The organism is Escherichia sp. MOD1-EC6300 (genome assembly GCF_002965045.1).
GTDB lineage: Bacteria > Pseudomonadota > Gammaproteobacteria > Enterobacterales > Enterobacteriaceae > Escherichia > Escherichia coli_F.
The window spans coordinates 16491-42159 of sequence record NZ_PTRH01000016.1 but is presented as its reverse complement, the minus strand read 5'-3'; the positions used below and the strand labels follow the sequence as shown (position 1 = coordinate 42159).

27 protein-coding genes and 1 pseudogene are annotated in these 25669 nt (G+C 50.9%); 13 read left to right on the top strand and 15 right to left on the bottom strand.

All coding sequences use genetic code 11. From position 1 onward, the window contains the following. Nucleotide 1: 1 nt before the first annotated feature. Genes pxpA through ybgI form a run of 4 tightly spaced genes read right to left on the bottom strand, consistent with a single transcriptional unit; the run spans nt 2 to nt 3074 of the window. Nucleotides 2-736: a 5-oxoprolinase subunit PxpA gene (gene pxpA, locus BGE37_RS20060; RefSeq protein ID WP_105277497.1), complete on the bottom strand. Its 735-nt coding sequence runs from the start codon at nt 734-736 to the stop codon at nt 2-4. Further along, nucleotides 726-1658 (bottom strand): 5-oxoprolinase subunit PxpC, encoded by a 933-nt coding sequence (gene pxpC / locus BGE37_RS20055; protein ID WP_000912727.1) that lies wholly within the window; start codon nt 1656-1658, stop codon nt 726-728. The genes pxpA and pxpC overlap by 11 nt, the downstream gene beginning before the upstream one ends. After that, nucleotides 1652-2308 carry a 5-oxoprolinase subunit PxpB gene (gene pxpB / locus BGE37_RS20050; protein WP_001188343.1) on the bottom strand — a complete coding sequence of 219 codons (657 nt, stop codon included), beginning with the start codon at nt 2306-2308 and terminating at the stop codon, nt 1652-1654. Before pxpB ends, pxpC begins: the two co-directional genes overlap by 7 nt. A gap of 22 nt (nt 2309-2330) precedes the next feature. After that, nucleotides 2331-3074, bottom strand: coding sequence for a radiation resistance protein YbgI (ybgI, locus tag BGE37_RS20045; protein ID WP_024230019.1), 744 nt, complete (start codon nt 3072-3074; stop codon nt 2331-2333). A gap of 270 nt (nt 3075-3344) precedes the next feature. On the opposite strand from ybgI, the gene dtpD reads away from it, so the two are divergent. Beyond that, the gene (gene dtpD, locus BGE37_RS20040; RefSeq protein ID WP_105277496.1) at nt 3345-4826 is read left to right on the top strand and encodes a dipeptide permease DtpD; all 1482 of its coding nucleotides are present in this window, start codon (nt 3345-3347) and stop codon (nt 4824-4826) included. 42 nt (nt 4827-4868) lie between these two features. On the opposite strand, the gene phrB is transcribed toward dtpD, so the two are convergent. The 8 genes from phrB to BGE37_RS20005 all read right to left on the bottom strand — a co-directional run bounded on the left by phrB (nt 4869) and on the right by BGE37_RS20005 (nt 9305). Continuing rightward, a complete protein-coding gene (gene phrB / locus BGE37_RS20035) occupies nt 4869-6287 on the bottom strand; it encodes a deoxyribodipyrimidine photo-lyase (protein ID WP_105277495.1) in 1419 nt (472 codons plus the stop codon). Beyond that, a complete protein-coding gene (locus BGE37_RS20030) occupies nt 6284-6793 on the bottom strand; it encodes a YbgA family protein (protein ID WP_105277494.1) in 510 nt (169 codons plus the stop codon). Before BGE37_RS20030 ends, phrB begins: the two co-directional genes overlap by 4 nt. 84 nt (nt 6794-6877) lie before the next feature. Continuing rightward, nucleotides 6878-7285, bottom strand: a complete 408-nt coding sequence (locus BGE37_RS20025) for a contact-dependent growth inhibition system immunity protein (RefSeq protein WP_039021242.1) — start codon at nt 7283-7285, stop codon at nt 6878-6880. 41 nt (nt 7286-7326) lie between these two features. Then, nucleotides 7327-7794: a hypothetical protein gene (locus BGE37_RS20020; RefSeq protein ID WP_001188052.1), complete on the bottom strand. Its 468-nt coding sequence runs from the start codon at nt 7792-7794 to the stop codon at nt 7327-7329. A 2-nt stretch (nt 7795-7796) separates the two neighbouring features. Next, nucleotides 7797-7937, bottom strand: a complete 141-nt coding sequence (locus BGE37_RS25340) for a hypothetical protein (protein ID WP_157943798.1) — start codon at nt 7935-7937, stop codon at nt 7797-7799. A 183-nt stretch (nt 7938-8120) separates the two neighbouring features. Further along, complete coding sequence (locus BGE37_RS20015; protein WP_002431428.1) at nt 8121-8378, bottom strand: hypothetical protein; 258 nt, start codon at nt 8376-8378, stop codon at nt 8121-8123. 82 nt (nt 8379-8460) lie between these two features. Then, the gene (locus BGE37_RS20010; protein ID WP_001033417.1) at nt 8461-8814 is read right to left on the bottom strand and encodes a hypothetical protein; all 354 of its coding nucleotides are present in this window, start codon (nt 8812-8814) and stop codon (nt 8461-8463) included. Nucleotides 8815-9098: 284 nt separating this feature from the next. After that, complete coding sequence (locus BGE37_RS20005) at nt 9099-9305, bottom strand: YbfA family protein (protein WP_000424924.1); 207 nt, start codon at nt 9303-9305, stop codon at nt 9099-9101. Nucleotides 9306-9617: 312 nt separating this feature from the next. On the opposite strand from BGE37_RS20005, the gene kdpF reads away from it, so the two are divergent. From kdpF to BGE37_RS19950, 12 genes and pseudogenes are all read left to right on the top strand, one after another. Further along, nucleotides 9618-9707: a K(+)-transporting ATPase subunit F gene (gene kdpF / locus BGE37_RS20000; protein ID WP_001272653.1), complete on the top strand. Its 90-nt coding sequence runs from the start codon at nt 9618-9620 to the stop codon at nt 9705-9707. Next, the gene (kdpA, locus tag BGE37_RS19995; RefSeq protein WP_032183673.1) at nt 9707-11380 is read left to right on the top strand and encodes a potassium-transporting ATPase subunit KdpA; all 1674 of its coding nucleotides are present in this window, start codon (nt 9707-9709) and stop codon (nt 11378-11380) included. Before kdpF ends, kdpA begins: the two co-directional genes overlap by 1 nt. Before the next feature lie 22 nt (nt 11381-11402). Beyond that, nucleotides 11403-13451 carry a potassium-transporting ATPase subunit KdpB gene (kdpB, locus tag BGE37_RS19990; RefSeq protein ID WP_032183672.1) on the top strand — a complete coding sequence of 683 codons (2049 nt, stop codon included), beginning with the start codon at nt 11403-11405 and terminating at the stop codon, nt 13449-13451. A gap of 8 nt (nt 13452-13459) precedes the next feature. Further along, complete coding sequence (gene kdpC / locus BGE37_RS19985; protein ID WP_088542191.1) at nt 13460-14032, top strand: K(+)-transporting ATPase subunit C; 573 nt, start codon at nt 13460-13462, stop codon at nt 14030-14032. After that, nucleotides 14025-16709, top strand: a complete 2685-nt coding sequence (kdpD, locus tag BGE37_RS19980; RefSeq protein ID WP_105288368.1) for a two-component system sensor histidine kinase KdpD — start codon at nt 14025-14027, stop codon at nt 16707-16709. Before kdpC ends, kdpD begins: the two co-directional genes overlap by 8 nt. Next, nucleotides 16706-17383 carry a two-component system response regulator KdpE gene (kdpE, locus tag BGE37_RS19975; protein WP_000186081.1) on the top strand — a complete coding sequence of 226 codons (678 nt, stop codon included), beginning with the start codon at nt 16706-16708 and terminating at the stop codon, nt 17381-17383. Before kdpD ends, kdpE begins: the two co-directional genes overlap by 4 nt. A gap of 164 nt (nt 17384-17547) precedes the next feature. Beyond that, nucleotides 17548-17679: a TonB-dependent receptor gene (locus BGE37_RS25910; protein ID WP_103253904.1), complete on the top strand. Its 132-nt coding sequence runs from the start codon at nt 17548-17550 to the stop codon at nt 17677-17679. Next, nucleotides 17658-17762, top strand: a complete 105-nt coding sequence (gene speFL / locus BGE37_RS25220) for a leader peptide SpeFL (protein WP_001312672.1) — start codon at nt 17658-17660, stop codon at nt 17760-17762. Before BGE37_RS25910 ends, speFL begins: the two co-directional genes overlap by 22 nt. Nucleotides 17763-18072: 310 nt before the next feature. Then, the gene (gene speF, locus BGE37_RS19965; RefSeq protein ID WP_032183711.1) at nt 18073-20271 is read left to right on the top strand and encodes an ornithine decarboxylase SpeF; all 2199 of its coding nucleotides are present in this window, start codon (nt 18073-18075) and stop codon (nt 20269-20271) included. Then, a complete protein-coding gene (gene potE / locus BGE37_RS19960; protein WP_000075850.1) occupies nt 20268-21587 on the top strand; it encodes a putrescine-ornithine antiporter in 1320 nt (439 codons plus the stop codon). Before speF ends, potE begins: the two co-directional genes overlap by 4 nt. A gap of 91 nt (nt 21588-21678) precedes the next feature. Continuing rightward, nucleotides 21679-21812 (top strand): annotated as a pseudogene (locus BGE37_RS25665) (winged helix-turn-helix domain-containing protein); the annotation flags it as partial. A 123-nt stretch (nt 21813-21935) separates the two neighbouring features. Then, nucleotides 21936-22586: a DUF2625 domain-containing protein gene (locus tag BGE37_RS19950; protein ID WP_105277490.1), complete on the top strand. Its 651-nt coding sequence runs from the start codon at nt 21936-21938 to the stop codon at nt 22584-22586. A gap of 40 nt (nt 22587-22626) precedes the next feature. Here the strand turns inward: BGE37_RS19950 and BGE37_RS19945 are convergent, their stop codons facing one another. The 3 genes from BGE37_RS19945 to seqA all read right to left on the bottom strand — a co-directional run bounded on the left by BGE37_RS19945 (nt 22627) and on the right by seqA (nt 25536). Beyond that, on the bottom strand, nt 22627-23121 hold the full coding sequence (locus BGE37_RS19945; RefSeq protein WP_000851056.1) for a hypothetical protein: 495 nt from the start codon (nt 23119-23121) through the stop codon (nt 22627-22629). Nucleotides 23122-23324: 203 nt separating this feature from the next. Beyond that, nucleotides 23325-24965: a phosphoglucomutase (alpha-D-glucose-1,6-bisphosphate-dependent) gene (pgm, locus tag BGE37_RS19940; protein WP_001295675.1), complete on the bottom strand. Its 1641-nt coding sequence runs from the start codon at nt 24963-24965 to the stop codon at nt 23325-23327. A gap of 25 nt (nt 24966-24990) precedes the next feature. After that, nucleotides 24991-25536: a replication initiation negative regulator SeqA gene (gene seqA, locus BGE37_RS19935; RefSeq protein WP_000848387.1), complete on the bottom strand. Its 546-nt coding sequence runs from the start codon at nt 25534-25536 to the stop codon at nt 24991-24993. Nucleotides 25537-25669: the final 133 nt, after the last annotated feature.

The window sequence follows — 25669 nt, the reverse complement described above, 5'->3', positions numbered from 1 at the left end:
GTTATGCTGCGACAACAATCCCCTTTTCGGCAAATGTAGAGCGTAGTCGGCGGGCGAACGCCAGTGCGTGTTCTCCATCGCCATGCAGGCAGACCGTTTGCGCCGTGACCGTTGCCCATTCGCCGTTGATACTTTTGACTCTGCCGTGTTGCACCATCTCCAGCGTCTGCGCCAGCGCCTGTTCTTCGTTTTCAATCAACGCGCCAGGCTGACTTCGCGGTACCAGTGAGCCGTCAGCCTGATATCCGCGATCGGCAAATACTTCCTCGCGCGTTGTCAGGCCATATTGCTTGCCTGCACGAATCAGCTCGCTTCCCGCCAGCCCAACGAGAATCAACGCCGGATCGCAAGCGTAAACTGCTCTGGCAATGGCGTCTGCCAGTTGTGCCTCTTTCGCCGCCTGGTTGTATAACATGCCGTGCGGTTTGACGTGACGCATCACGCCGCCTTGCGCGCGAGCAATAGCGGCCAGCGCACCAATTTGATACAGCGTTTGGGCGTAAACGGTTTCCGGCGGCAATTGCATGGCGCTACGGCCAAAATGTTCCCTGTCCGGAAAGCTCGGGTGAGCGCCAATGGCGACACCATTTTGTATGGCGTCACGCACACAAGCCTGCATGGTTTGTGCATCGCCTGCATGAAATCCACAGGCAATATTGGCAGAGGAAACCAGCGTTAATAGCTCTGCGTCGCTGGCACAGCCTTCGCCCAGATCGGCGTTCAGGTCAATTTTCATTGTGCAGCCGCCACGCTAATTGTTCGAAATAACGTTGCTGATCTTGCCGCGCTTTCAGTGCCTCTTCCAGTGAACACTGGACAAAATGAATCGGCTGACCGAGCGGAATTTGCGCCAGATGGTACATATCAGCCTCAATGATACAGGCAATACGCGGATAACCACCGGTGGTCTGTGCGTCGTTCATCAATACAATCGGCTGGCCGTTATGCGGCACCTGCACCACGCCCGGCAACAAACCATGAGATAACAGTTCGCGATCGGTGGTGCGTTTTAAAATTTGCCCCTGTAAGCGATAGCCCATACGGTTACTTTGCGGACTAAGCTGCCACGGCGAACGCCAGAATGCATCCTGCGAGGCGCGATCGAACTCATGATATTCCGGCCCCGGCAAGGCGCGAATGCGGTTGCCCCACAGCAGCTGTTTAACGCCCTGCGCTTCCATAAAATCACGCTTCGATTTACCCATCGGGAGTCGGTCACCATCCTTCAGTAAACGGCCTTCCAGCCCACCAATCCCCACTTTGAGATCGGTACTGCATGACCCCATTACCGGCGGAACATCAATACCACCCGCGACCGCCAGATAACTGCGCATCCCGTGCTGCGGGCGTTTAAGCGTTAAACGCTGGCCTGCTTTCATCGGCAATCGCCAGCCAGTCCAGACGGCATTATCATCCAGCCGCGCTTCGCAACCTGCCCCCGTCAGGGCAAACCAACCATCAGTTTCGAACTCTACCGTTAACTGACCGAGCGTTATCTCCAGCGCGGGGGCATTGGCGTCATTACCCACCAGCAGGTTAGCAATGCGTAACGCAGGCATATCCAGTGCGCCGCAGTGGCTGATACCCGACTGGCGAAAACCGTGACGACCGCCATCCTGCACAGTGGTATACATGCCCGCACGAATAATCTTCAGCATACTCCCTCCTTCTGCGGTACAAAGCGCACGCTGTCTCCCGGACGTAATAAGATGGGTTCGTCACGCGCCGGATCAAACAGGCTGAGTGAGGTATGACCAATCAACTGCCAGCCGCCCGGCGTTGCCAGCGGATAAACACCGGTCTGCGGCCCGCCGATCCCGACAGAACCTGCCGGAACGAGCAAGCGCGGTTCAGCGCGCCGTGGCGTGTGTAGTTGTTCCGGCAAACTCCCGAGATACGGGAAGCCCGGTTGAAAACCTAAAAACCAGACCACGTATTCCACAGAGGAGTGCAATTCAACAACCTGTTTTTCGCTCAATCCACAATGCGCCGCGACCACCGCCAAATCCGGTCCGCCTGCGCCACCGTAAACTACCGGAATTTCAATAAAACGAGACTCCGGCTCCAGCGCCTCACTCTCCTCCCACCAGCGTTGCAAACGCTCTATGGCATCCAGCGCCAGCGACTCAGGATTACGCAAAATCACCGTGATATTGTTCATGCCGGGAATGGCTTCAACCACATTCGGCATATCCACCAGACGCTGCGCCAGTCGCCAGATCCGTTTCTGGCTAGCCAGCGTCACCGGCGGTTCCAGTTCCAGCACTACCGCCGTTTCACCTATCAGATAACAACGCGCTCGTTGCACTTTCGATCCCTCTGATTATTCGTTATGCAGGATTAGGAATATCAATAAAGGTCACATCAAGATCGGTATTTTCATTCAGCCACTCACTCAATGCGCGAATACCACCGCGTTCAGTGGCATGGTGACCCGCAGCATAAAAATGCAATCCCTGCTCGCGGGCTGAATGAATGGTCTGTTCAGAAACTTCGCCAGTAATAAAAGCATCCACGCCAAAACGCGCGGCGCTATCGATAAAACTTTGCCCGCCGCCCGTGCACCAGGCAACGCGCTGAATCACCTCAGGTCCGGTATCTCCACACCATAACGGCTTACGTCCCAGACGCGCTTCAATCCAGGAGGCTAGTTCCAGTCCCGGCACAGGCATGGTCAGCTCGCCCCACGGCACCAACGGCTCAATTTCGCCCATGACCGTGATCCCCAGTAACGCCGCCAGCTGTGCGTTATTGCCCAGCTCAGGATGTGCGTCAAGCGGCAAATGCCAGCCATACAGGTTGATATCATTCGCCAGCAAGGTTTTTAAACGGTTACGCTTCATGCCGCGAATGACCGGAGATTCGCCTTTCCAGAAGTAGCCATGATGCACAATGACCGCATCCGCGCCCAGACGCACTGCCTCATCGAGCAAAGCCTGGCTGGCGGTGACACCGGTAACAATTTTTTGCACCGTCTCTTTGCCTTCCACCTGCAAACCATTCGGCGCGTAATCACTAATCGCCGCGCTGTTCAGTTTTTCGTTAATCAGTTGTTCCAGTTCGGTGTTTTTCATCTTCGCGCCTTCCGTATTCTGATAGCTACACCGTTAACATAGCGTTACCTCGCCTGTTCGTCGATAGCCAATCTTTTGACATATTAAGAAACAAACCCGACGCCAAAAGACGCAAATTGTTTATATCATCACGCTTCAGCTAATGTATATTTATGCAATCAGACAGCATATTGCACAAATAATCAGATCTGTATCAAAGTTTTAACTTTAAGGAAACACAAGCACGCCGCGCAACTATTACGTGACGTTGCAGTTAATTGTGGAATTATTATGAATAAACACGCATCACAGCCGCGCGCTATTTACTATGTCGTTGCGCTGCAAATCTGGGAATATTTTAGCTTTTACGGCATGCGTGCCCTGCTGATTCTCTATCTCACTAATCAACTAAAATACAACGATACTCACGCCTACGCGTTATTTAGCGCCTACTGTTCGCTGGTGTATGTCACGCCAATCCTCGGTGGCTTTTTGGCGGATAAAGTTCTCGGCAACCGTATGGCGGTGATGCTGGGGGCGTTATTGATGGCGATCGGACATGTGGTGCTGGGTGCCAGTGAGATCCATCCGTCATTCCTCTATCTGTCCCTGGCGATTATCGTTTGTGGCTATGGTCTGTTTAAATCCAATGTCAGTTGCCTGCTCGGCGAGCTGTATGAGCCAACCGATCCGCGTCGTGATGGCGGTTTCTCGCTGATGTATGCAGCGGGTAACGTGGGGTCTATTATCGCACCTATCGCCTGTGGCTACGCCCAGGAGGAGTACAGTTGGGCGATGGGCTTTGGTCTGGCGGCGGTTGGCATGATCGCGGGTCTGGTTATCTTCTTATGTGGCAATCGTCATTTTGCTCATACCCGCGGTGTTAACAAAGACGTACTGCGTGCGACAAACTTTCTCCTGCCCAACTGGGGATGGCTGCTGGTTCTACTGGTCGCAACGCCTGCGTTGATTACCCTACTGTTCTGGAAAGAGTGGTCGGTATACGCCTTGATTGTCGCGACTATCATTGGCCTTGGCGTTCTGGCAAAAATTTATCGCAAAGCAGAAAACCAGAAACAGCGTAAAGAGCTGGGGCTGATTGTGACGCTCACCTTCTTCAGTATGTTGTTCTGGGCCTTCGCACAACAGGGCGGTAGCTCGATTAGCCTTTATATTGATCGCTTCGTTAACCGCGATATGTTTGGTTATACCGTTCCGACCGCTATGTTCCAGTCGATTAATGCTTTCGCGGTCATGCTGTGTGGTGTGTTCCTGGCGTGGGTGGTTAAAGAGAGCGTCGCAGGTAATCGTACCGTGCGCATCTGGGGAAAATTTGCTCTTGGCCTCGGCCTGATGAGCGCCGGATTCTGCATTCTGACCTTAAGCGCCCGCTGGTCCGCTATGTATGGTCACTCTTCTCTGCCACTGATGGTGTTAGGCCTGGCGGTGATGGGATTTGCGGAACTGTTTATCGACCCGGTTGCTATGTCGCAGATTACGCGCATTGAAATCCCCGGCGTGACCGGCGTATTAACCGGTATTTATATGCTGCTTTCCGGCGCGATTGCGAACTATCTGGCGGGCGTGATTGCCGATCAGACATCGCAAGCTTCGTTTGATGCTTCCGGGGCGATCAACTACTCCATCAATGCATATATTGAAGTATTTGATCAAATTACATGGGGCGCACTGGCGTGTGTAGGACTGGTACTGATGATTTGGCTGTATCAGGCGCTTAAGTTCAGAAACCGCGCGCTGGCGCTGGAGTCTTAACAGGCCAGCACCGATGCCTGATAAGACGCTTAATGCGTTTTATCAGGCACCTTTCTTCGCTTCTTCATACGCTGCCAGCGTTCGCAGCCTTGCCTCTTTGTGGTCAACTATCGGTTGCGGATAATCCAGCTTCACACCTGCTTTCTCTGCCCACTTCCACGGTTCATGCACCGCTTTCCCTGGTACATCGCGCAACTCTGGTAGCCACCGGCGAATAAACTCGCCCTCGCGGTCAAATTTCTCGCCCTGGGTTGTCGGGTTGAAAATACGAAAATACGGCGCTGCATCAGTACCCGTAGAAGCCGCCCACTGCCAGCCACCGTTATTGGCTGCCAAATCACCATCAATCAGCTGCGACATGAAATACCGCTCGCCTTCGCGCCAGTCGATCAACAAATCTTTCACCAAAAAGCTTGCTGTAATCATCCGTAGCCGATTATGCATCCAGCCAGTGCTGTTAAGCTGACGCATGGCCGCATCAACAATCGGGTATCCCGTTTTGCCTTCCTGCCAGGCCTTTAAATGCGCGGGATTACTTTGCCACTGTACGCGATCGGTCCAGGCAATAAAGGGGCGATGCTTACACAGTGACGGGTGATACGTCATCAAATGACGGTAGAACTCGCGCCAGATCAGCTCATTAAGCCAGACGCTACCAGCCCCGCCATCCAGCGCATGCGGCTGTTCCGCCAACAGGCGATGCAGACACTGGCGAGGCGATAACCTACCCGTTGCAAGGCTTGCAGACAAACGGCTGGTGCCTTCCACTGCCGGAAAATCACGCTGCTGATCGTACTGACTCGCACCGTTCTGGCAAAACTGGCGTAATTGCGCAATCGCCGCTTTTTCTTCCACCGGGAAATGCGCGGTATCGAATGACTGACGAGGGTAATTCAGCGTAATAGATGGCGCGGGATCTAATGATCCGCTACTCCGAACTTTTGGCGCAGCGACGCACTCCGGCATCCCTTCCCGCAGCCGTTTCAGCCAGGCGTTTTTAAATGGCGTAAAGACTTTGTACATCTCATGATTGCCAGTCATCACCGCCCCCGGCGGCAGGATCACGCTGTCATCAAATCCTTCACACACCACGTTACGCAGCGTTCTCTCAACCTGCACATCCCGCGCCCGCTCATTCACCTCATACTGATAGTTATAAAACAGATGGGTAACACGGTTTTCCGCGCACACCTGTTTAACTATTTCGACGCTGGCGGCAAAGTCATCCACTTCATGAAACAGCAAAGGAATGCCTTTTTCCGCCAGCGCGATTTGTAGCCCGTTCAGTTGTGCATTGATAAATTCAGCCTGACGCGGCGACATATTATGCGCCGCCCACTGGCGTGGTGTAGCGATATACAACGCCAGCACGCGTGCAGACGAATTGCGGCAGGCGGCAGCAAGCGCGAGATTGTCGTGCAGACGTAAATCCTGGCGAAACCAGACCAGATGGGTAGTCATAAAACTCCTGCATGGCGCAAGTTAATCACCCGCGGCCAAAGTTCGAAATAACGCTGCTCTGAAAGCCAGGCGTCAGGATAAAGCGCCATATAGTGTTTGATACGCATCAGCGGCGCAAGAAGCGGTTGCTCGCCACGGCGATAACTGTCGATAAGCGCCGCCAGCTGCTGGCGTTCTGTGGAATCAATATGTGGGCGAAAATAACCCTGAACGTGCATCAAAACGTTGGTGTGATCGCGCGGGTTGGCGGGATGAGAAAGCAAAACAATTACGCGTTGGCGGTACTGGTTGTAATAGTCACCCAGATTTTGCCACTGGTGAATATCAGCCACAAACGGGCCAAGTTTGCGGTATTCCGGCTGGGAATGAGCCAGAAAGACGAGTTTATAGCGGCTGTGATAATCGAGAAGCGCCCCGCGCGTTAAGCCTCGCTCTTTAAGACGGTGTAACTCATGCAAAGCAAAAATGCGGATAAGGGTGCTGTCATCAAAAAGTTGTTGATTCATTACTACTCCTGGGCGGTTTACAGGAGTAAGTGTAGACGGCGGTACTGAAAAAACGAAACGAATAAATGATAACAGTAAAAAAATTCAATTATTCATAATAAATTTCATGGTGGCAAGAAATAGTTTCTTTTCTTCATCACTCATGGCAGCAACGTTTAACATGTTGTCATCAAAATTATTGATGATATTTTTTAATTTCAGTAACTGCAAAGGAGAAAAATAGTCACTCCCGATGAGATTACTCAATACCAGCAATAGCTCCCCATCATATAAATAGCCCACCATAAGATTAATCTCTATCATCTCAATTGCTTTTTGTACAGCAAGCGCCGGTAAGATATTCTGACGAAGCATTTTGGCAATATCATTTTCATCCAGTTCATCGGGTGTTTTATCTAATAAAGAATTATACCAGTTTATTAAACCACTTTTGAAAGCGAACGAATCATATTGCAGGTGATAAATCTGTTTTAGGGTTTCTTTATTTTTCAATTTATAGTGCCTTTGTTTGCTATAATTTTTCTGAAATAACATCAGCGAGTTTGCTCAGGTGCAGGGATGACCGAAATTGTCATGTATTTTTTCAGTCTGGCTTCTCGTTTCACACCTTTCGGATCTGAACCAAAAGGAAGCGTCAAGCATGGTGAGTCAACGGTTTGGATTGTCCAGAGAGAATCACCAATGAATCTGAAATTGATGCTATCCGCTGTAACGGATAATCCCTCAAAACTTCCCGTCGCATACTCATTACCCAAACGTACGGTCTCTTTAACTCCATCGTTAACATCGATAAGGACAATTGTCAGTGATTCCTCAAAAATAACGTCATCCGTCAGAAAAAGGATATAACGCTGGTCATTAACCTGAATTGCCGCTTCCAGTATTTGCCCTGGTACAATAATACCTGTGTTATTGCCATTGAGCACAACGTCAGACTGAGCCTGAGATAAATCAGTCGCTTTGTGAACCTTGACCAACGATATCGAATTAACCTGTTGCATAATCAATTCCACAAGCGCCCCATTTCCCATGCGGCAAGTGCACCGCCGACAAAGCCGCCAATAAGTACGCAAACAGGTGCACCTGGACCACACACCAATCCTGCCATCGCGCCGCCTGCGACAGCTCCGGCAATAATATTCATCCGGGTACGACTGCCAGTGGTTTTAACAGATTTGCGCTCACCGTTACGTATCCTGCCACCACTCAGGTTGCAGACGCGGCAGTCACAGCCTTGACGGTGTTGAAACTAAAGTTCAGGTGATAGTCTGATGTTCATAGTTTGAGCATTATCCCCTGACAGAATCAAATCAAGCAGTGTCAATGATCACGTGTATATATCATTTAAAGCATTATCAAGCCAATCTTCCATGTTTTTAATTTTAGCCCGCGCATATAAATCATTCATAACATCCTCATAACTCTGTCCATCATTGACCATACAATTAGCTGTATGAGGCAGAACATGTATAAAATCAGACAATATAAAACAAGCCTTTGAATTTCCAGAGTTAGCTGCAATTCTGATATCAATCAATCCTCTGGCAATCAATTTAAGAATAACATCTTGCATTTTAATTTCCATATCATTCAGTTAAATTTCAGTAGTAAATCGTCTATCAAAAAAAGATGAAATTAACATTCATAAATTTATTACAATATGAAAATCAAAAATATACATCATCAGCTTCTACCGAAAACTCCATGGCTCCTAAGGCACCTAAATCAATACTAAATATAGTATCACTTTCCTTAGCACTCCCAACATAGATAAAATAGCCTAAATCTCCGTCTTGACCTATCAAAAAATAGTCAGGTTCCACTTGTTGAATATCATATGTTTCATTTCTTTCAATAAGATCAGAATAGTTATATAAATATAATGTTTCGTGCTTCTTATTAGTTATTTCATAGGTCTCACTATCTTTAATTTCTTCTATCAAAAAACGTTTATACACTGGAGGAAACTTGATTGACATGTCAAATTCAATTTTATTTATATATTCTATAATTTTATTCATGTTAAGAATACCTGAAAGATTATTTATTGATTATCTTGATGAATATATCTTCACTTTTTATTTTCATTTACTCATCGCGGAAATACACATTGCCTTGTAGACAAGCGCTAATAATACGTTATGAACCTGACTTCCGCCAGACAATCAATCAATGAATTCATTACGCCGTAGTGTTTTAGAAAGACACTTTCTGACCAGATGGTGAACCATATACTACATCGCGCATTATAAAAAAACCGCCAGCGTTTCCACTAGCGGTTTTCAATGTTTTCAAAACTCAGCAATCAGTAAAAATCACCGGTTGCCTTTTCGGCCTGATCCATCCACACCGGTTTATCGCTGGTTTTCGACCAGACGCGGTGCAGGTAGCTGTAAAAGCGGGCGCGGTCTTTCCAGAAAAGCATGAAAGGCAGCGCCAGAACGCCCGCTGCAACCGCATAAGTACGGCGTAAAAAGATAAGCCATGCAGGATATTCTCTGTAAAGTTCCATACTTTTCTCCCCCTTTTGTATCTACCCGGTGAATGGCACCGGAAAAATGAATTTGTTTATCTGATGAAAATAGTACCGCCTTTTGTGTAATTTTACTACTCATCCGACCACTTATTTTTGCTTATTGATGGTTTATTTACATTCATCCCGTAATTAAGTTACATAAAAGTTAAATTAATACTAAACATTAGTTAAATCATGGCTTTTGCCATTTTTATACTTTTTTTACACCCCGTCCGCAGATTTTTGCGAAATCTTTGCAGCCAGAATTCTACCCTTCCGGTATCACTTTTAGGCCACTGGAGGTGCACTGTGAGTGCAGGCGTGATAACCGGCGTATTGCTGGTGTTTTTATTACTGGGTTATCTGGTTTATGCCCTGATCAATGCGGAGGCGTTCTGATGGCTGCGCAAGGGTTCTTACTGATTGCCACGTTTTTACTGGTGTTAATGGTGCTGGCGCGCCCTTTGGGCAGTGGGCTGGCGCGGCTGATTAATGATATTCCTCTTCCTGGTACGACGGGCGTTGAGCGCGTACTCTTTCGTGTACTCGGCGTGTCTGACCGTGAGATGAACTGGAAGCAATATCTCTGTGCCATTCTCGGCCTGAATATGCTGGGGCTGGCAGTGCTGTTTTTTATGTTACTCGGTCAGCACTATCTGCCGCTTAATCCGCAACAACTGCCGGGGCTGTCGTGGGATCTGGCGCTGAATACTGCCGTCAGCTTTGTCACCAATACCAACTGGCAATCTTATAGCGGTGAAACCACGTTGAGCTATTTCAGCCAGATGGCGGGCTTAACGGTACAAAACTTTCTTTCTGCCGCCAGCGGGATTGCGGTGATTTTTGCCCTCATCCGCGCGTTTACCCGCCAGAGCATGAGCACACTCGGCAATGCCTGGGTCGATCTGCTACGCATCACGTTATGGGTGCTAGTCCCTGTGGCGTTGTTGATCGCACTGTTTTTTATTCAACAAGGTGCGCTGCAAAACTTTCTGCCCTATCAGGCGGTGAATACCGTTGAAGGAGCGCAACAGCTGTTACCCATGGGGCCTGTAGCTTCTCAGGAAGCGATCAAGATGCTCGGTACTAACGGCGGTGGCTTCTTTAATGCCAACTCGTCGCATCCGTTTGAAAACCCAACCGCACTGACCAACTTCGTGCAGATGCTGGCGATCTTCTTGATCCCAACAGCGCTGTGCTTTGCCTTTGGTGAAGTGGCAGGCGATCGCCGCCAGGGGCGCATGTTGCTGTGGGCGATGTCGGTGATTTTTGTCATCTGCGTAGGCGTGGTGATGTGGGCAGAAGTTCAGGGTAATCCTCATCTGCTGACGCTGGGTGCGGACAGCAGCATCAATATGGAAGGTAAAGAAAGCCGTTTCGGCGTGCTGGTCAGTAGCCTGTTTGCGGTCGTGACTACGGCGGCTTCCTGTGGCGCGGTGATTGCGATGCATGATTCGTTTACCGCTCTCGGTGGCATGGTGCCGATGTGGCTGATGCAAATTGGTGAAGTGGTATTCGGCGGTGTCGGTTCTGGTCTTTACGGCATGATGCTGTTTGTTCTGCTGGCGGTATTTATTGCCGGGCTGATGATTGGTCGTACGCCGGAATATCTGGGTAAAAAAATCGACGTACGCGAGATGAAACTGACCGCACTGGCGATTCTGGTCACCCCAACGCTGGTACTGATGGGCGCAGCACTGGCGATGATGACCGACGCCGGACGTAGCGCCATGCTCAATCCTGGCCCGCATGGTTTTAGCGAAGTGCTGTACGCCGTGTCGTCCGCCGCTAACAACAACGGCAGCGCCTTTGCCGGATTAAGCGCCAACTCTCCGTTCTGGAACTGTTTACTGGCGTTCTGCATGTTTGTCGGTCGCTTCGGGGTGATTATCCCGGTGATGGCAATTGCCGGTTCGCTGGTGAGTAAAAAGAGCCAACCCGCCAGCTCCGGCACGCTGCCAACGCACGGCCCGCTGTTTGTAGGCCTGTTAATCGGCACCGTGTTGCTGGTTGGCGCACTGACCTTTATCCCTGCCCTGGCGCTTGGTCCGGTGGCGGAATATCTCTCCTGATGATATTGAGTGAGCACTGAATATGAGTCGTAAACAACTGGCGCTATTCGAACCAACACTTGTCGTTCAGGCGCTGAAAGAAGCGGTGAAAAAATTAAACCCGCAGGCGCAATGGCGTAATCCAGTGATGTTTATCGTCTGGATCGGCAGTCTGTTAACCACCTTTATTAGCATTGCAATGGCAAGCGGCGCGATGCCTGGCAATGCGCTGTTTGGCGCGGCAATTAGCGCATGGCTGTGGGTCACCGTACTGTTCGCTAATTTCGCCGAGGCGCTGGCAGAAGGCCGCAGTAAAGCGCAGGCTAATAGTCTGAAAGGAGTGAAAAAAACCGCCTTTGCCCGCAAACTGCGCGAACCGAAATATGGCGCTGCGACAGACAAAGCTCCTGCCGATCAGCTGCGTAAAGGCGATATCGTGCTGGTAGAAGCGGGCGATATTATCCCCTGCGATGGCGAAGTCATTGAAGGGGGCGCATCGGTCGATGAAAGCGCCATCACCGGGGAATCGGCACCGGTGATCCGTGAATCCGGCGGCGATTTTGCCTCCGTCACCGGCGGCACGCGTATTCTTTCTGACTGGCTGGTGATTGAGTGTAGCGTTAACCCCGGCGAGACATTTCTGGATCGGATGATCGCGATGGTGGAAGGCGCGCAGCGACGTAAAACGCCGAACGAGATTGCCCTGACCATTCTGCTGATTGCCCTGACTATCGTCTTTTTACTGGCAACCGCCACGCTGTGGCCGTTTTCCGCGTGGGGCGGTAATGCAGTCAGTGTAACGGTACTGGTGGCGCTGCTGGTCTGTCTGATTCCAACCACCATCGGTGGCCTGTTGTCAGCGATCGGCGTCGCCGGGATGAGTCGGATGCTGGGCGCGAATGTGATTGCCACCAGCGGGCGTGCAGTTGAAGCGGCGGGCGACGTGGACGTCCTGCTGCTGGATAAAACCGGTACCATCACCCTCGGTAACCGTCAGGCATCAGAGTTTATCCCTGCGCAGGGCGTAGAGGAAAAAACGCTGGCCGACGCAGCACAACTGGCTTCGCTGGCCGACGAAACGCCGGAAGGCCGCAGTATTGTGATCCTCGCCAAGCAGCGTTTTAACCTGCGCGAGCGCGATGTGCAGTCGCTTCACGCCACTTTTGTACCGTTTACTGCGCAAAGTCGAATGAGCGGGATCAATATCGACAACCGTATGATCCGTAAAGGTTCTGTCGATGCCATTCGCCGCCATATTGAAGCTAACGGTGGTCACTTCCCTGCCGATGTCGATCAAAAAGTCGATCAGGTTGCGCGTCAGGGGGCCACGCCTCTGGTAGTGGTGGAAGATTCCCGCGTGCTGGGCGTTATTGCGCTGAAAGATATCGTCAAAGGCGGCATTAAAGAGCGCTTCGCCCAGCTGCGCCAAATGGGCATAAAAACGGTGATGATTACTGGCGATAACCGTCTGACTGCCGCCGCCATTGCCGCGGAAGCGGGCGTCGATGATTTTCTCGCTGAAGCGACACCGGAGGCCAAGCTGGCATTGATCCGTCAGTATCAGGCGGAAGGCCGTTTGGTGGCGATGACCGGCGACGGCACCAACGATGCTCCGGCGCTGGCGCAGGCAGATGTCGCGGTAGCGATGAACTCCGGTACTCAGGCGGCGAAAGAAGCGGGCAATATGGTGGATCTCGACTCTAACCCGACCAAGTTGATCGAGGTGGTGCATATTGGCAAACAGATGCTGATGACCCGTGGCTCGCTGACCACCTTCAGCATTGCCAACGATGTGGCGAAATACTTCGCCATTATTCCGGCGGCGTTCGCGGCAACGTATCCGCAGTTAAATGCGCTGAACATCATGCGCCTGCATTCGCCCGACTCCGCCATTCTCAGTGCGGTCATTTTCAACGCCTTGATTATCGTCTTTTTGATTCCCCTGGCGTTAAAAGGCGTGAGTTATAAACCGCTTACCGCTTCTGCCATGTTGCGCCGTAACTTATGGATTTACGGTCTGGGTGGGCTGCTGGTGCCGTTTATTGGTATCAAAGTCATTGATTTACTGCTGACCGTTTGCGGTCTGGTGTGAGGTTTACCATGCGTGGATTACGTCCGGCATTATCAACATTTCTCTTTTTGTTACTGATTACTGGCGGTGTTTACCCGCTGCTGACCACCGCGCTGGGGCAATGGTGGTTTCCCTGGCAGGCCAATGGTTCGTTGATTCGCGAAGGTGATACGGTGCGCGGCTCGGCATTAATCGGGCAGAATTTTACCGGCAACGGCTATTTTCATGGTCGCCCGTCGGCAACGACAGAAATGCCCTATAATCCACAGGCTTCTGGCGGGAGCAATCTGGCGGTCAGTAACCCTGAGCTGGATAAACAAATCGCTGCACGCGTTGCCGTATTACGGGCTGCTAACCCGGATGCCAGCACGAACGTTCCGGTTGAACTGGTGACGGCGTCGGCAAGCGGGCTGGACAATAATATTACCCCGCAAGCGGCGGTCTGGCAGATTCCTCGCGTGGCGAAAGCGCGTAATCTCAGCGTTGAACAGCTCACGCAGCTGATCGCAAAATACAGCCAACAACCGCTGGTGAAATATATCGGCCAGCCGGTCGTCAACATTGTCGAACTCAATCTGGCGCTGGATAAGCTTGATGAATAACGAACCCTTACGTCCCGACCCCGATCGTCTGCTGGAACAAACTGCCGCGCCGCATCGGGGGAAGCTGAAAGTTTTTTTCGGTGCCTGTGCAGGCGTCGGGAAGACCTGGGCGATGCTGGCAGAAGCCCAACGACTGCGGGCGCAAGGGCTGGATATTGTGGTTGGCGTGGTTGAAACTCACGGACGGAAAGATACCGCCGCAATGCTGGAAGGGCTGGCTGTTCTGCCGCTAAAACGCCAGGCGTACCGTGGGCGGCATATCAGCGAGTTTGATCTCGATGCCGCCCTCGCCCGCCGTCCGGCGCTGATCTTAATGGACGAACTGGCGCACAGTAATGCGCCAGGTTCTCGTCATCCTAAACGCTGGCAGGACATCGAAGAGCTGCTGGAAGCGGGCATTGATGTTTTCACGACCGTCAACGTTCAGCATCTGGAAAGCCTGAACGATGTGGTCAGCGGCGTCACCGGAATTCAGGTGCGGGAAACCGTGCCCGATCCCTTTTTTGATGCTGCCGACGACGTAGTGCTGGTGGACTTGCCCCCGGACGATCTGCGTCAACGGCTGAAAGAAGGCAAAGTCTATATTGCCGGGCAGGCGGAGCGCGCCATTGAACATTTTTTCCGCAAAGGCAATCTGATCGCCCTGCGCGAACTGGCACTGCGCCGTACTGCCGATCGCGTAGATGAGCAAATGCGCGCCTGGCGGGGGCATCCTGGCGAAGAGAAAGTCTGGCACACGCGCGACGCGATTCTTTTATGTATTGGGCATAACACCGGCAGCGAAAAACTGGTCCGCGCGGCGGCGCGGTTGGCGTCACGGCTGGGGAGCGTCTGGCACGCGGTGTATGTTGAAACCCCTGCCCTGCACCGCTTACCGGAGAAAAAACGTCGGGCAATTCTCAGCGCCTTACGTCTGGCGCAGGAGCTGGGCGCGGAGACAGCAACACTTTCTGATCCGGCGGAAGAAAAAGCCGTAGTGCGTTATGCCCGTGAACATAATCTCGGCAAGATTATTCTCGGTCACCCGGCCTCGCGCCGCTGGTGGCGTCGGGAAACGTTTGCTGACCGACTGGCGCGCATCGCCCCCGATCTCGATCAGGTGCTGGTCGCGCTTGATGAACCACCCGCCCGCCCGCTTAATAACGCGCCGGATAGCCGCTCTTTTAAAGACAAGTGGCGGGTACAGATTCAGGGGTGCGTGGTTGCCGCCGCATTATGTGCCGTTATCACCTTAATTGCCATGCAGTGGCTGATGGCGTTTGATGCCGCCAACCTGGTGATGCTGTATCTGCTTGGCGTGGTGGTGGTGGCGCTATTTTATGGACGCTGGCCTTCGGTGCTTGCTACCGTCATTAATGTGGTGAGTTTCGATCTCTTTTTTATCGCCCCACGCGGCACGCTCGCCGTCTCTGATGTGCAGTATCTGCTGACTTTCGCGGTGATGTTAACCGTCGGGCTGGTGATCGGGAATCTTACTGCTGGCGTACGTTATCAGGCGCGGGTAGCCCGTTACCGCGAGCAACGCACACGACACTTATATGAAATGTCGAAAGCTCTGGCTGTGGGACGCAGTCCGCAGGACATCGCCGCCACCAGCGAACAATTTTTTGCTTCCACGTTTCATGCCCGCAGCCAGGTGTTGTTGCCCGATGACAACGGTAAATTGCAGCCGTTGACACATCCGCAAGGAATGACGCCGTGGGACGATGCCATCGCGCAGTGGAGTTTTGATAAAGGCCTGCCTGCGGGCGCGGGCACCGACACGTTACCCGGTGTGCCATACCAGATTTTGCCGTTAAAAAGCGGCGAGAAAACCTACGGGCTGGTGGTGGTGGAACCGGGGAATCTGCGCCAGTTGATGATCCCGGAACAGCAACGCCTGCTGGAGACGTTTACGTTGTTAGTCGCCAATGCCCTGGAACGCCTGACGCTGACCGCCAGCGAAGAACAGGCGCGGATGGCAAGCGAACGAGAACAGATCCGCAACGCCCTGCTGGCGGCGCTTTCGCATGATTTACGCACGCCGCTTACGGTGCTGTTCGGTCAGGCAGAAATCTTAACGCTCGATCTGGCAAGCGAAGGATCGCCTCACGCCCGCCAGGCCAGCGAGATTCGTCAGCATGTGCTGAACACGACCCGACTGGTGAATAATCTACTGGATATGGCGCGAATTCAGTCCGGCGGCTTTAATTTGAAGAAAGAGTGGTTAACGCTGGAAGAAGTGGTCGGCAGCGCGCTGAAAATGCTGGAACCGGGTTTATCCTCGCCCATCAATCTTTCTCTGCCAGAACCGCTGACCTTAATCCACGTTGACGGGCCACTCTTTGAACGGGTGCTGATTAATCTGCTGGAGAACGCGGTGAAATACGCGGGTGCGCAGGCCGAAATTGGTATCGATGCCCACGTTGAGGGCGAAAATCTACAACTGGATGTCTGGGATAACGGCCCCGGTCTTCCGCCAGGTCAGGAGCAGACGATATTCGATAAGTTTGCTCGTGGAAATAAAGAGTCGGCAGTGCCGGGTGTAGGGCTTGGGCTGGCAATTTGTCGGGCAATTGTGGATGTACACGGCGGCACCATTACCGCGTTCAACCGACCGGAAGGTGGTGCCTGTTTTCGTGTTACACTTCCCCAGCAAACTGCCCCTGAACTTGAAGAATTTCATGAGGATATGTGACAAACGTTCTGATTGTTGAAGATGAACAGGCTATTCGTCGCTTTCTGCGCACGGCGCTGGAGGGTGACGGTATGCGCGTTTTTGAAGCCGAAACGCTGCAACGGGGGCTGCTGGAAGCGGCGACTCGTAAGCCAGATTTGATTATTCTCGATCTCGGCCTGCCAGACGGTGATGGGATTGAGTTTATCCGCGACCTGCGCCAGTGGAGCGCGGTGCCAGTAATTGTGCTTTCCGCCCGCAGCGAAGAGAGCGACAAAATCGCCGCGCTGGATGCCGGAGCGGATGATTACCTGAGTAAGCCATTTGGCATTGGTGAATTGCAGGCCCGTCTGCGCGTCGCATTACGCCGCCACTCCGCCACCACCGCGCCCGAGCCGCTGGTGAAATTTTCCGATGTTACCGTCGATTTAGCTGCCCGCGTGATTCACCGCAGTGAGGAAGAGGTGCATCTCACCCCGATTGAATTCCGCCTGCTGGCGGTGCTACTCAACAATGCCGGAAAAGTGCTCACCCAGCGCCAGCTTCTCAACCAGGTGTGGGGACCAAACGCGGTCGAACACAGCCACTATTTGCGTATTTATATGGGGCATCTGCGACAAAAACTGGAGCAAGATCCCGCCCGCCCTCGCCATTTTATTACTGAAACCGGTATTGGGTATCGGTTTATGCCATGAATTATTATTCAATAAATACGCTTAACTAATTATTAATTTATTATTAAACCTGCCCCGAAAATTATTATTTGGCAGGTTTAATTTCTTAATGAAAATATAACCTACGAAATTGCAACATTTAAACAACAAAACAGCATCTAATATGGCGCTATTCATAATTAACGATTTATTATTTGGGGTGTGATCGTTTTTTGTTGATCTTCTTCACAGTTTATAGCCTTTTCATGGATAGAATAACTCTACCTTCAACTGACACAGCAAAAGGTAAAGGTAAATGGAAAATAATAACCGCTTAATGCCTCATATAAGGCGGACAACCCATATCATGAAGTTTGCCCATCGTAATAGTTTTGACTTTCATTTCTTTAATGCCCGTTAGTCTTCTGACTAAAGGGCACCCCAGCGTACAGGTCTCCCTGACTTTAAGCATTACAGGTTAATACCTGTATCCCTCGGTGCTCATATACTGCTAACCCTTTTAAACTCTAAATAATTCAAGTCGCAGCACTAGCAACTTGAAGTATGACGAGTATAGCCAGTTACCGGGCTGGTCTGGGTTATTGCATCTGCAAAAAGCAAACTACTGATTTATTTATCAGCGGTGGAGTTTTGCTTTTTTTCCGGCGTGATCGATTTCTCCTTTGAGAAATTGAGGACCTGCTATTACCTGAAATAAAGAGATGAACAAAATGTCAGAATTAAAAATTGCCGTTAGTCGTTCTTGCCCGGATTGTTTTTCCACTCATCGTGCATGCGTGAATATTGACGAAAGTAATTATATTGACGTTGCCGCCATTATTTTATCAGTCAATGATGTTGAACGTGGAAAACTCGATGAAATAGACGCTACTGGCTATGGCATTCCTGTTTTTATTGCAACGGAAAATGAAGAACGTGTACCAGCAGAATATCTGCCACGTATTACTGGTGTCTTCGAGCATTGCGAATCACGGAAAGAATTTTACGGACGTCAGTTAGAAACCGCCGCCAGCCATTATGAAACGCAGCTGCGCCCGCCCTTCTTCCGCGCACTGGTCGATTATGTCAATCAGGGCAATAGCGCTTTTGACTGCCCGGGTCATCAGGGGGGTGAGTTTTTCCGTCGCCATCCGGCAGGCAATCAGTTCGTGGAATATTTTGGCGAAATGCTCTTCCGCTCCGACTTGTGTAATGCCGACGTAGCAATGGGCGATCTACTGATTCATGAAGGTGCGCCATGCATTGCACAGCAACATGCGGCTAAAGTGTTTAATGCCGATAAAACGTACTTTGTTTTAAACGGCACCTCCTCTTCCAACAAAGTGGTTTTAAACGCCCTGCTAACACCGGGTGATCTGGTGCTGTTTGACCGCAATAACCATAAGTCTAACCACCACGGGGCCTTGCTACAGGCTGGTGCAACACCGGTTTATCTGGAAACAGCACGTAACCCGTATGGTTTTATCGGTGGTATTGATGCGCACTGCTTCGAAGAAAGTTATCTGCGTGAACTGATTAGAGAAGTTGCACCGCAACGGGCAAAAGAGGCGCGTCCGTTCCGCCTCGCTGTGATTCAGTTAGGCACCTACGACGGTACTATTTATAACGCCCGCCAGGTGGTGGATAAAATCGGTCATCTGTGTGACTACATCCTGTTTGACTCAGCATGGGTCGGCTATGAACAGTTTATTCCGATGATGGCGGACTGTTCGCCGCTGCTACTGGAGCTTAATGAGAACGATCCGGGTATTCTGGTTACGCAATCTGTACATAAGCAGCAGGCTGGTTTTTCTCAGACTTCACAAATTCATAAAAAAGACAGCCATATCAAAGGGCAACAGCGTTATGTACCGCACAAACGCATGAACAACGCCTTTATGATGCACGCCTCCACCAGCCCGTTCTATCCGCTGTTTGCCGCACTGGATATTAACGCCAAAATGCATGAAGGTGTCAGCGGTCGTAATATGTGGATGGATTGTGTGGTTAACGGTATTAATGCCCGCAAATTGATCCTCGATAACTGCCAGCACATTCGTCCGTTCGTTCCTGAACTGGTGGATGGTAAACCCTGGCAATCGTATGAAACAGCGCAAATTGCGGTTGATCTGCGCTTCTTTAAATTTGTACCCGGTGAGCACTGGCATTCTTTTGAAGGTTACGCAGAGAATCAATACTTTGTCGATCCGTGCAAACTGTTGCTGACAACCCCAGGTATTGATGCACGTAACGGCGAATACGAAGCGTTCGGTGTACCCGCGACGATTCTTGCTAACTTCCTGCGCGAAAATGGCGTAGTGCCGGAAAAATGCGATCTTAACTCCATCCTCTTCCTGCTGACTCCGGCAGAAGATATGGCCAAACTGCAGCAACTTGTTGCCCTGCTGGTACGCTTCGAAAAACTACTGGAAGCTGATGCGCCTCTGGCGGAAGTATTGCCTTCCATCTACAAACAGCATGAAGAGCGCTACGCCGGTTATACCCTGCGTCAGTTGTGCCAGGAAATGCATGATTTGTATGCCCGTCACAACGTGAAACAACTGCAAAAAGAGATGTTCCGTAAGGAACACTTCCCACGCGTCAGCATGAATCCACAGGAAGCCAACTATGCCTACTTACGCGGTGAAGTGGAATTGGTTCGTCTGCCGGATGCAGAAGGCCGTATCGCAGCCGAAGGTGCGCTTCCTTATCCTCCGGGTGTGCTGTGTGTTGTTCCGGGTGAAATCTGGGGTGGTGCTGTTCTGCGTTACTTCAGCGCTCTGGAAGAAGGGATCAACCTGCTGCCAGGTTTTGCACCGGAGCTGCAGGGTGTCTATATCGAAGAACATGATGGTCGTAAGCAAGTTTGGTGCTATGTCATCAAGCCTCGTGATGCGCAAAGCACCCTGTTGAAAGGGGAAAAATTATGAGTCAGGCTAAATCGAACAAAATGGGCGTCGTTCAGTTAACCATACTGACGATGGTCAACATGATGGGCTCCGGCATCATCATGCTGCCGACAAAGCTTGCCGAAGTTGGGACAATCTCAATAATCTCCTGGTTGGTGACAGCCGTAGGCTCAATGGCGCTGGCATGGGCATTCGCAAAATGCGGTATGTTCAGCCGTAAATCAGGCGGTATGGGCGGTTATGCCGAGTATGCTTTCGGTAAATCCGGTAACTTTATGGCGAACTATACCTACGGCGTCTCGCTGCTGATTGCTAACGTGGCGATTGCTATTTCGGCAGTTGGTTACGGCACCGAACTGCTCGGCGCGAGTTTGTCACCAGTGCAGATTGGTCTGGCAACCATCGGAGTGCTGTGGATTTGTACCGTGGCTAACTTTGGTGGTGCGCGCATTACCGGGCAAATCAGTAGCATTACCGTGTGGGGGGTCATTATTCCGGTGGTAGGCCTGTGCGTTATCGGCTGGTTCTGGTTTAGCCCGACACTTTACGTTGATTCCTGGAATCCGCATCATGCACCGTTCTTCAGTGCGGTAGGTTCTTCCATCGCCATGACGCTGTGGGCTTTTCTTGGTCTGGAGTCTGCGTGTGCGAATACTGATGTAGTGGAAAACCCGGAACGTAATGTGCCAATCGCGGTACTCGGCGGTACGTTAGGTGCGGCGGTGATTTATATCGTCTCCACCAACGTGATTGCCGGGATTGTGCCCAATATGGAGCTGGCAAATTCAACGGCACCATTTGGTCTGGCCTTCGCGCAAATGTTCACACCGGAAGTGGGTAAAGTCATTATGGCGCTGATGGTGATGTCCTGCTGCGGTTCACTGCTTGGCTGGCAGTTCACCATTGCCCAGGTGTTTAAATCTTCATCTGATGAAGGCTACTTCCCTAAAATTTTCTCCCGTGTAACCAAAGTGGATGCACCGGTTCAGGGGATGTTGACCATTGTGATTATTCAGAGTGGATTGGCACTGATGACCATTAGCCCGTCACTGAACAGCCAGTTCAACGTGCTGGTTAACCTGGCCGTGGTGACCAATATCATTCCGTATATCCTGTCGATGGCGGCATTAGTCATTATTCAGAAGGTCGCCAATGTGCCACCATCAAAAGCGAAAGTAGCAAACTTTGTTGCCTTTGTTGGTGCGATGTACAGTTTCTATGCGCTGTACTCATCCGGGGAAGAAGCCATGCTGTACGGTTCCATCGTGACTTTCCTTGGTTGGACACTGTATGGTCTGGTATCACCACGCTTTGAACTGAAAAACAAACACGGTTAAAAAAAGCGAAATAAAAAAGGGCGATTGAATGATCGCCCTTTCTGTTTGTTGACAAAGAGTTCGTTATTTATGCCGCATCCGGCAGGTGTAGGGTCCAAACGCGGTCGAACACAGCAACTATTTGCGTAATTATATGAGGCATTTGCGACAAAAACTGGAACAGGATCTCGTCCGCCCCGCCATTTCATTACTGAAACCGGTATTGGGTATCGGTTTATGCTTTGAAAAAAGTGGCAATGTATGGATAAAGTCATTTTTTATTCAAATATAAGGAACTTAATATTTAAAAAATGTCCCATACAATGCCTCATCATAAATGACACCGTAGCACACAAGGAGCAAGTAGCGATGCGTGAAGTGAGTCAGTTAGTAAATACTGAAGATTCAGCCTGGACAATAATCCAGAATTGGTTAAAAGAAGCCACAAACCATGCCGAACTCTTACCGGTTAATAAAGATTTAGCCGAAACCGCACTTTATCAATTACAGGTTACAACAAAATCACCGATGGGTGCGCTTGTCTATGGCTCCGGAGGTCTGCTGATTGATAACGGTTGGTTACGCATAGCAGGCTCTGGTCACCCCCGGTTACCACGAGATCCAGCAAGTTGGACACAACGCCCTGAATTCGCAAGCGTGCGGGCTTTACCCATCGCCGATGATGTCGCAGGGGGAATTTTTGCTCTTAATGGTGGCGATCTTGGGGAAGATACTGGCTGCGTTTATTATTTTGCGCCAGATACGCTGAGTTGGGAAAGTCTGGAGGTTGGATATTCTGAGTTTCTTCAGTGGGCATTATCCGGTGATTTAGATACCTTCTATGAAAATGTACGCTGGCCGCAATGGCAAGAAGACGTAATAAAATTATCGGCAACGGAAGCCTTCACTTTCTACCCTTTCTTATGGGTACAAAGTGAAGAAGCAAGAACAAGAAAAGTTATTTCGCTTACTGAACTCTGGGAAATGCAGTATCAAATGAAAGAAACAATCACGCAATAAGACATGTTCAGGTCCGGGTTTCATTCCCGGACTCGCTATTTTAATGTGTGTTTATCGCTTTCAATTCTTGCTGGCAATTTTCTGACTGACAGCGTCGCAACTCAATAATCCCGACATGCATCATCGAGCCAAAAAATCCGCTTTCGCTGACATAATCCTCATTAACTATCGGTCGAGTGCCGGGCTTACCCTGGCAAATCCCCATAAAAAATGAGGTGTAGCATTGCCATTCAGGATTTAAACCGGTCTTTTCTTGTGCTGACATATCATGAAGATAAGTAAGTTCTTTTTCGTTCCCGCCTGACAACTGCCAGCGGCGGGTATTATCAGGTAAGTTATCGCCACGGCAATTTGTCTTACACCGGGAAGGCGCAATATTTACCGCAATGCTACCCGTTAATCCTCTGGTTTTATCTTTAGGGGTCAGTAACCAGTCACCAGCTAATGATGATTGTTCAGGTTGGGCGCATGCTGTCAGCAGTAGTGTGGCGGTAATTAATGCCACTCTGACGACCAGACTCCTTTTGGTCTTCATTCGGAATTCCCTTGAGCTATTCAGTTTGTTGGCAAAGTACTCGTTGTTCATGCCGGATGCGGCGTGAACGCCTTATCCGTCCTACAAAATAGTGCAAATTCAATATATTGCACCATCCTCGTAGGCCTGATGAACGTAGCGTATCAGGCTATCATAAGTAAAAAGGGCGATCTTCCGACCGCCCTTTTTCTTATTTAATGTGTTTACGCGTTTTTCAGAACTTCGCTAACAATCTCAACCGCTTCTTTCTCGATCTGCTTGCGATGTTCTTCACCGAGGAAGCTTTCGCAGTAGATTTTGTATGCGTCTTCCGTGCCTGACGGACGCGCGGCGAACCAGCCGTTGTCAGTCATCACTTTCAGACCGCCAATAGAAGCACCGTTGCCCGGTGCCGCCGTCAGGCGCGCGGTGATCGGGTCACCAGCCAGGGTGCTGGCGCTCACCATTTCCGGAGACAGCTTAGACAGCGCCGCTTTTTGTGCGGAAGTCGCAGCTGCCTGCAAACGGTTATAGCTCGGCGCACCAAAGCGTTTTGCCAGTTCGTTGTAGTGTTCCTGCGGGTTCTTACCAGTGACAGCGGTGATTTCCGCCGCCAGCAGACACATGATAATGCCGTCTTTATCAGTCGACCACGGCGTACCGTCGAAACGCAGGAAGGAAGCCCCCGCGCTCTCTTCGCCGCCAAAGCCAAAGCTGCCGTCGAACAGACCATCCACAAACCATTTGAAGCCTACCGGGACTTCTACCAGCTTACGGCCTAAGTCATTGACCACACGGTCGATCATCGCAGATGAAACCAGCGTTTTACCGACAGCAACATCTTTGCCCCACTGCGGACGATGCTGGAACAGGTAGTTGATCGCCACCGCCAGGTAGTGGTTAGGATTCATCAAACCTGCCGGAGTGACGATACCGTGACGGTCATAATCCGGGTCGTTAGCAAATGCCAGATCGAACTTATCACGCAGTGCCAGCAGGCCCGCCATCGCACACTCGGAGGAGCAGTCCATACGGATCGCGCCGTCTTTATCGAGGTGCATAAAGCGGAAGGTTTGATCGACCTGATCGTTAACGATGGTCAGGTTAAGGTTGTAATACTCGCCAATACGCTTCCAGTATTCGATACCGGAACCGCCCAGCGGATCAACGCCCAGCGTCAGGCCCGCTTTCTGAATCGCCGCCATATCAACGATATCGGCCAGACCTTCCACAAACGGCTGCACCAGATCCTGCTCTTTCACATGACCGGATGCCATCGCTTCGTCGAGGGAGATACGCTTCACACCTTTCAGGCCATCGGCCATCAGTGCGTTGGCCCTGTCCTCCACCACTTTGGTGACGTTAGTATCAGCCGGGCCACCATTTGGCGGATTGTACTTGATACCACCATCTTCCGGCGGGTTATGGGACGGTGTAATCACGATACCGTCTGCCAGCGGGCCACCTTTTTTATTGTGAACCAGGATGGCATTGGAAACGGCAGGCGTCGGAGTGAAGCCATTGTTTTCCTGCACAATAACATCTACGCCGTTCGCTGCCAGCACTTCCAGTACGGAAATGAACGCAGGCTCGGACAGGGCGTGAGTATCTTTACCCACATAGCAAGGGCCAGTGATGCCGTTTTTCGCACGTTCTTCAGCAATTGCCTGAGCGATCGCCAGAATATGCGGCTCGTTAAAGCTGTGGCGCGCTGCACTGCCACGGTGACCGGAAGTACCGAATTTCACCGCGTGCTCCGCATTCCCTGCTTCAGGTTTCAGTACATAATATTGCGCCGTCAGTTGGGCGACGTTAATCAAATCACTCTGTTGTGCAGGTTGGCCTGCACGATTGTGGATTGCCATTGCTTTGTCCTTTGTCTGCAACGTTTTAGATAGTTCCGCAAACCTTCTCAATCAATTCCGCCGGGAATTGCATCGACTGCATGATGTGTTCGATCATGCTGCATTTACGGCCGGTGTTGGTGTTGGTGATCACCCAATATGGCGTGCCTGGCACATGTTTCGGCTTGGTCTGATTACCATTTTTCAGCAGCGTTTGTTCATCTGCCGCAAAGTAAACGCGTGTACGACCGTGCAACGATTCCGTGGCCTCGGCAAACGCCTGGGCGTCAAGAGAATATAGTGTAGACAACAGCAGCATGAAGCGATTGACCGCTCGCTTTTGCTCTGCGTATTCGTCTGAAAGCAAAAGTTCACGCATTGCGCGAACCTTGTCTTTAATCGTTTTGACCGGCTTCGCTTCGACGATAGCAGGTGACGCAACGCGAACCTCTTTCGTCACCGGAGCAGCAGGCTGTGATGCGGCGGAAAATTTCAACATACGCCGTAAAATGTCGGATGCGCTCTCGCCGATATGCTTAGTGTGGCTGGCAATATAGCTGTAGAGTTCATCATCAACTTCAATCGTTTTCATCTTAATCCAGTGCAGTGTCTTAGCTGAATACAAGTCGCCAGGAGTATATGAATAAATCCCGGCAGCGGATAGCGTCAAGCCTGGCTTGCAGAAAAACTCGGATTAAACCTTATTTGTTGCAGCCCTGTGGCAC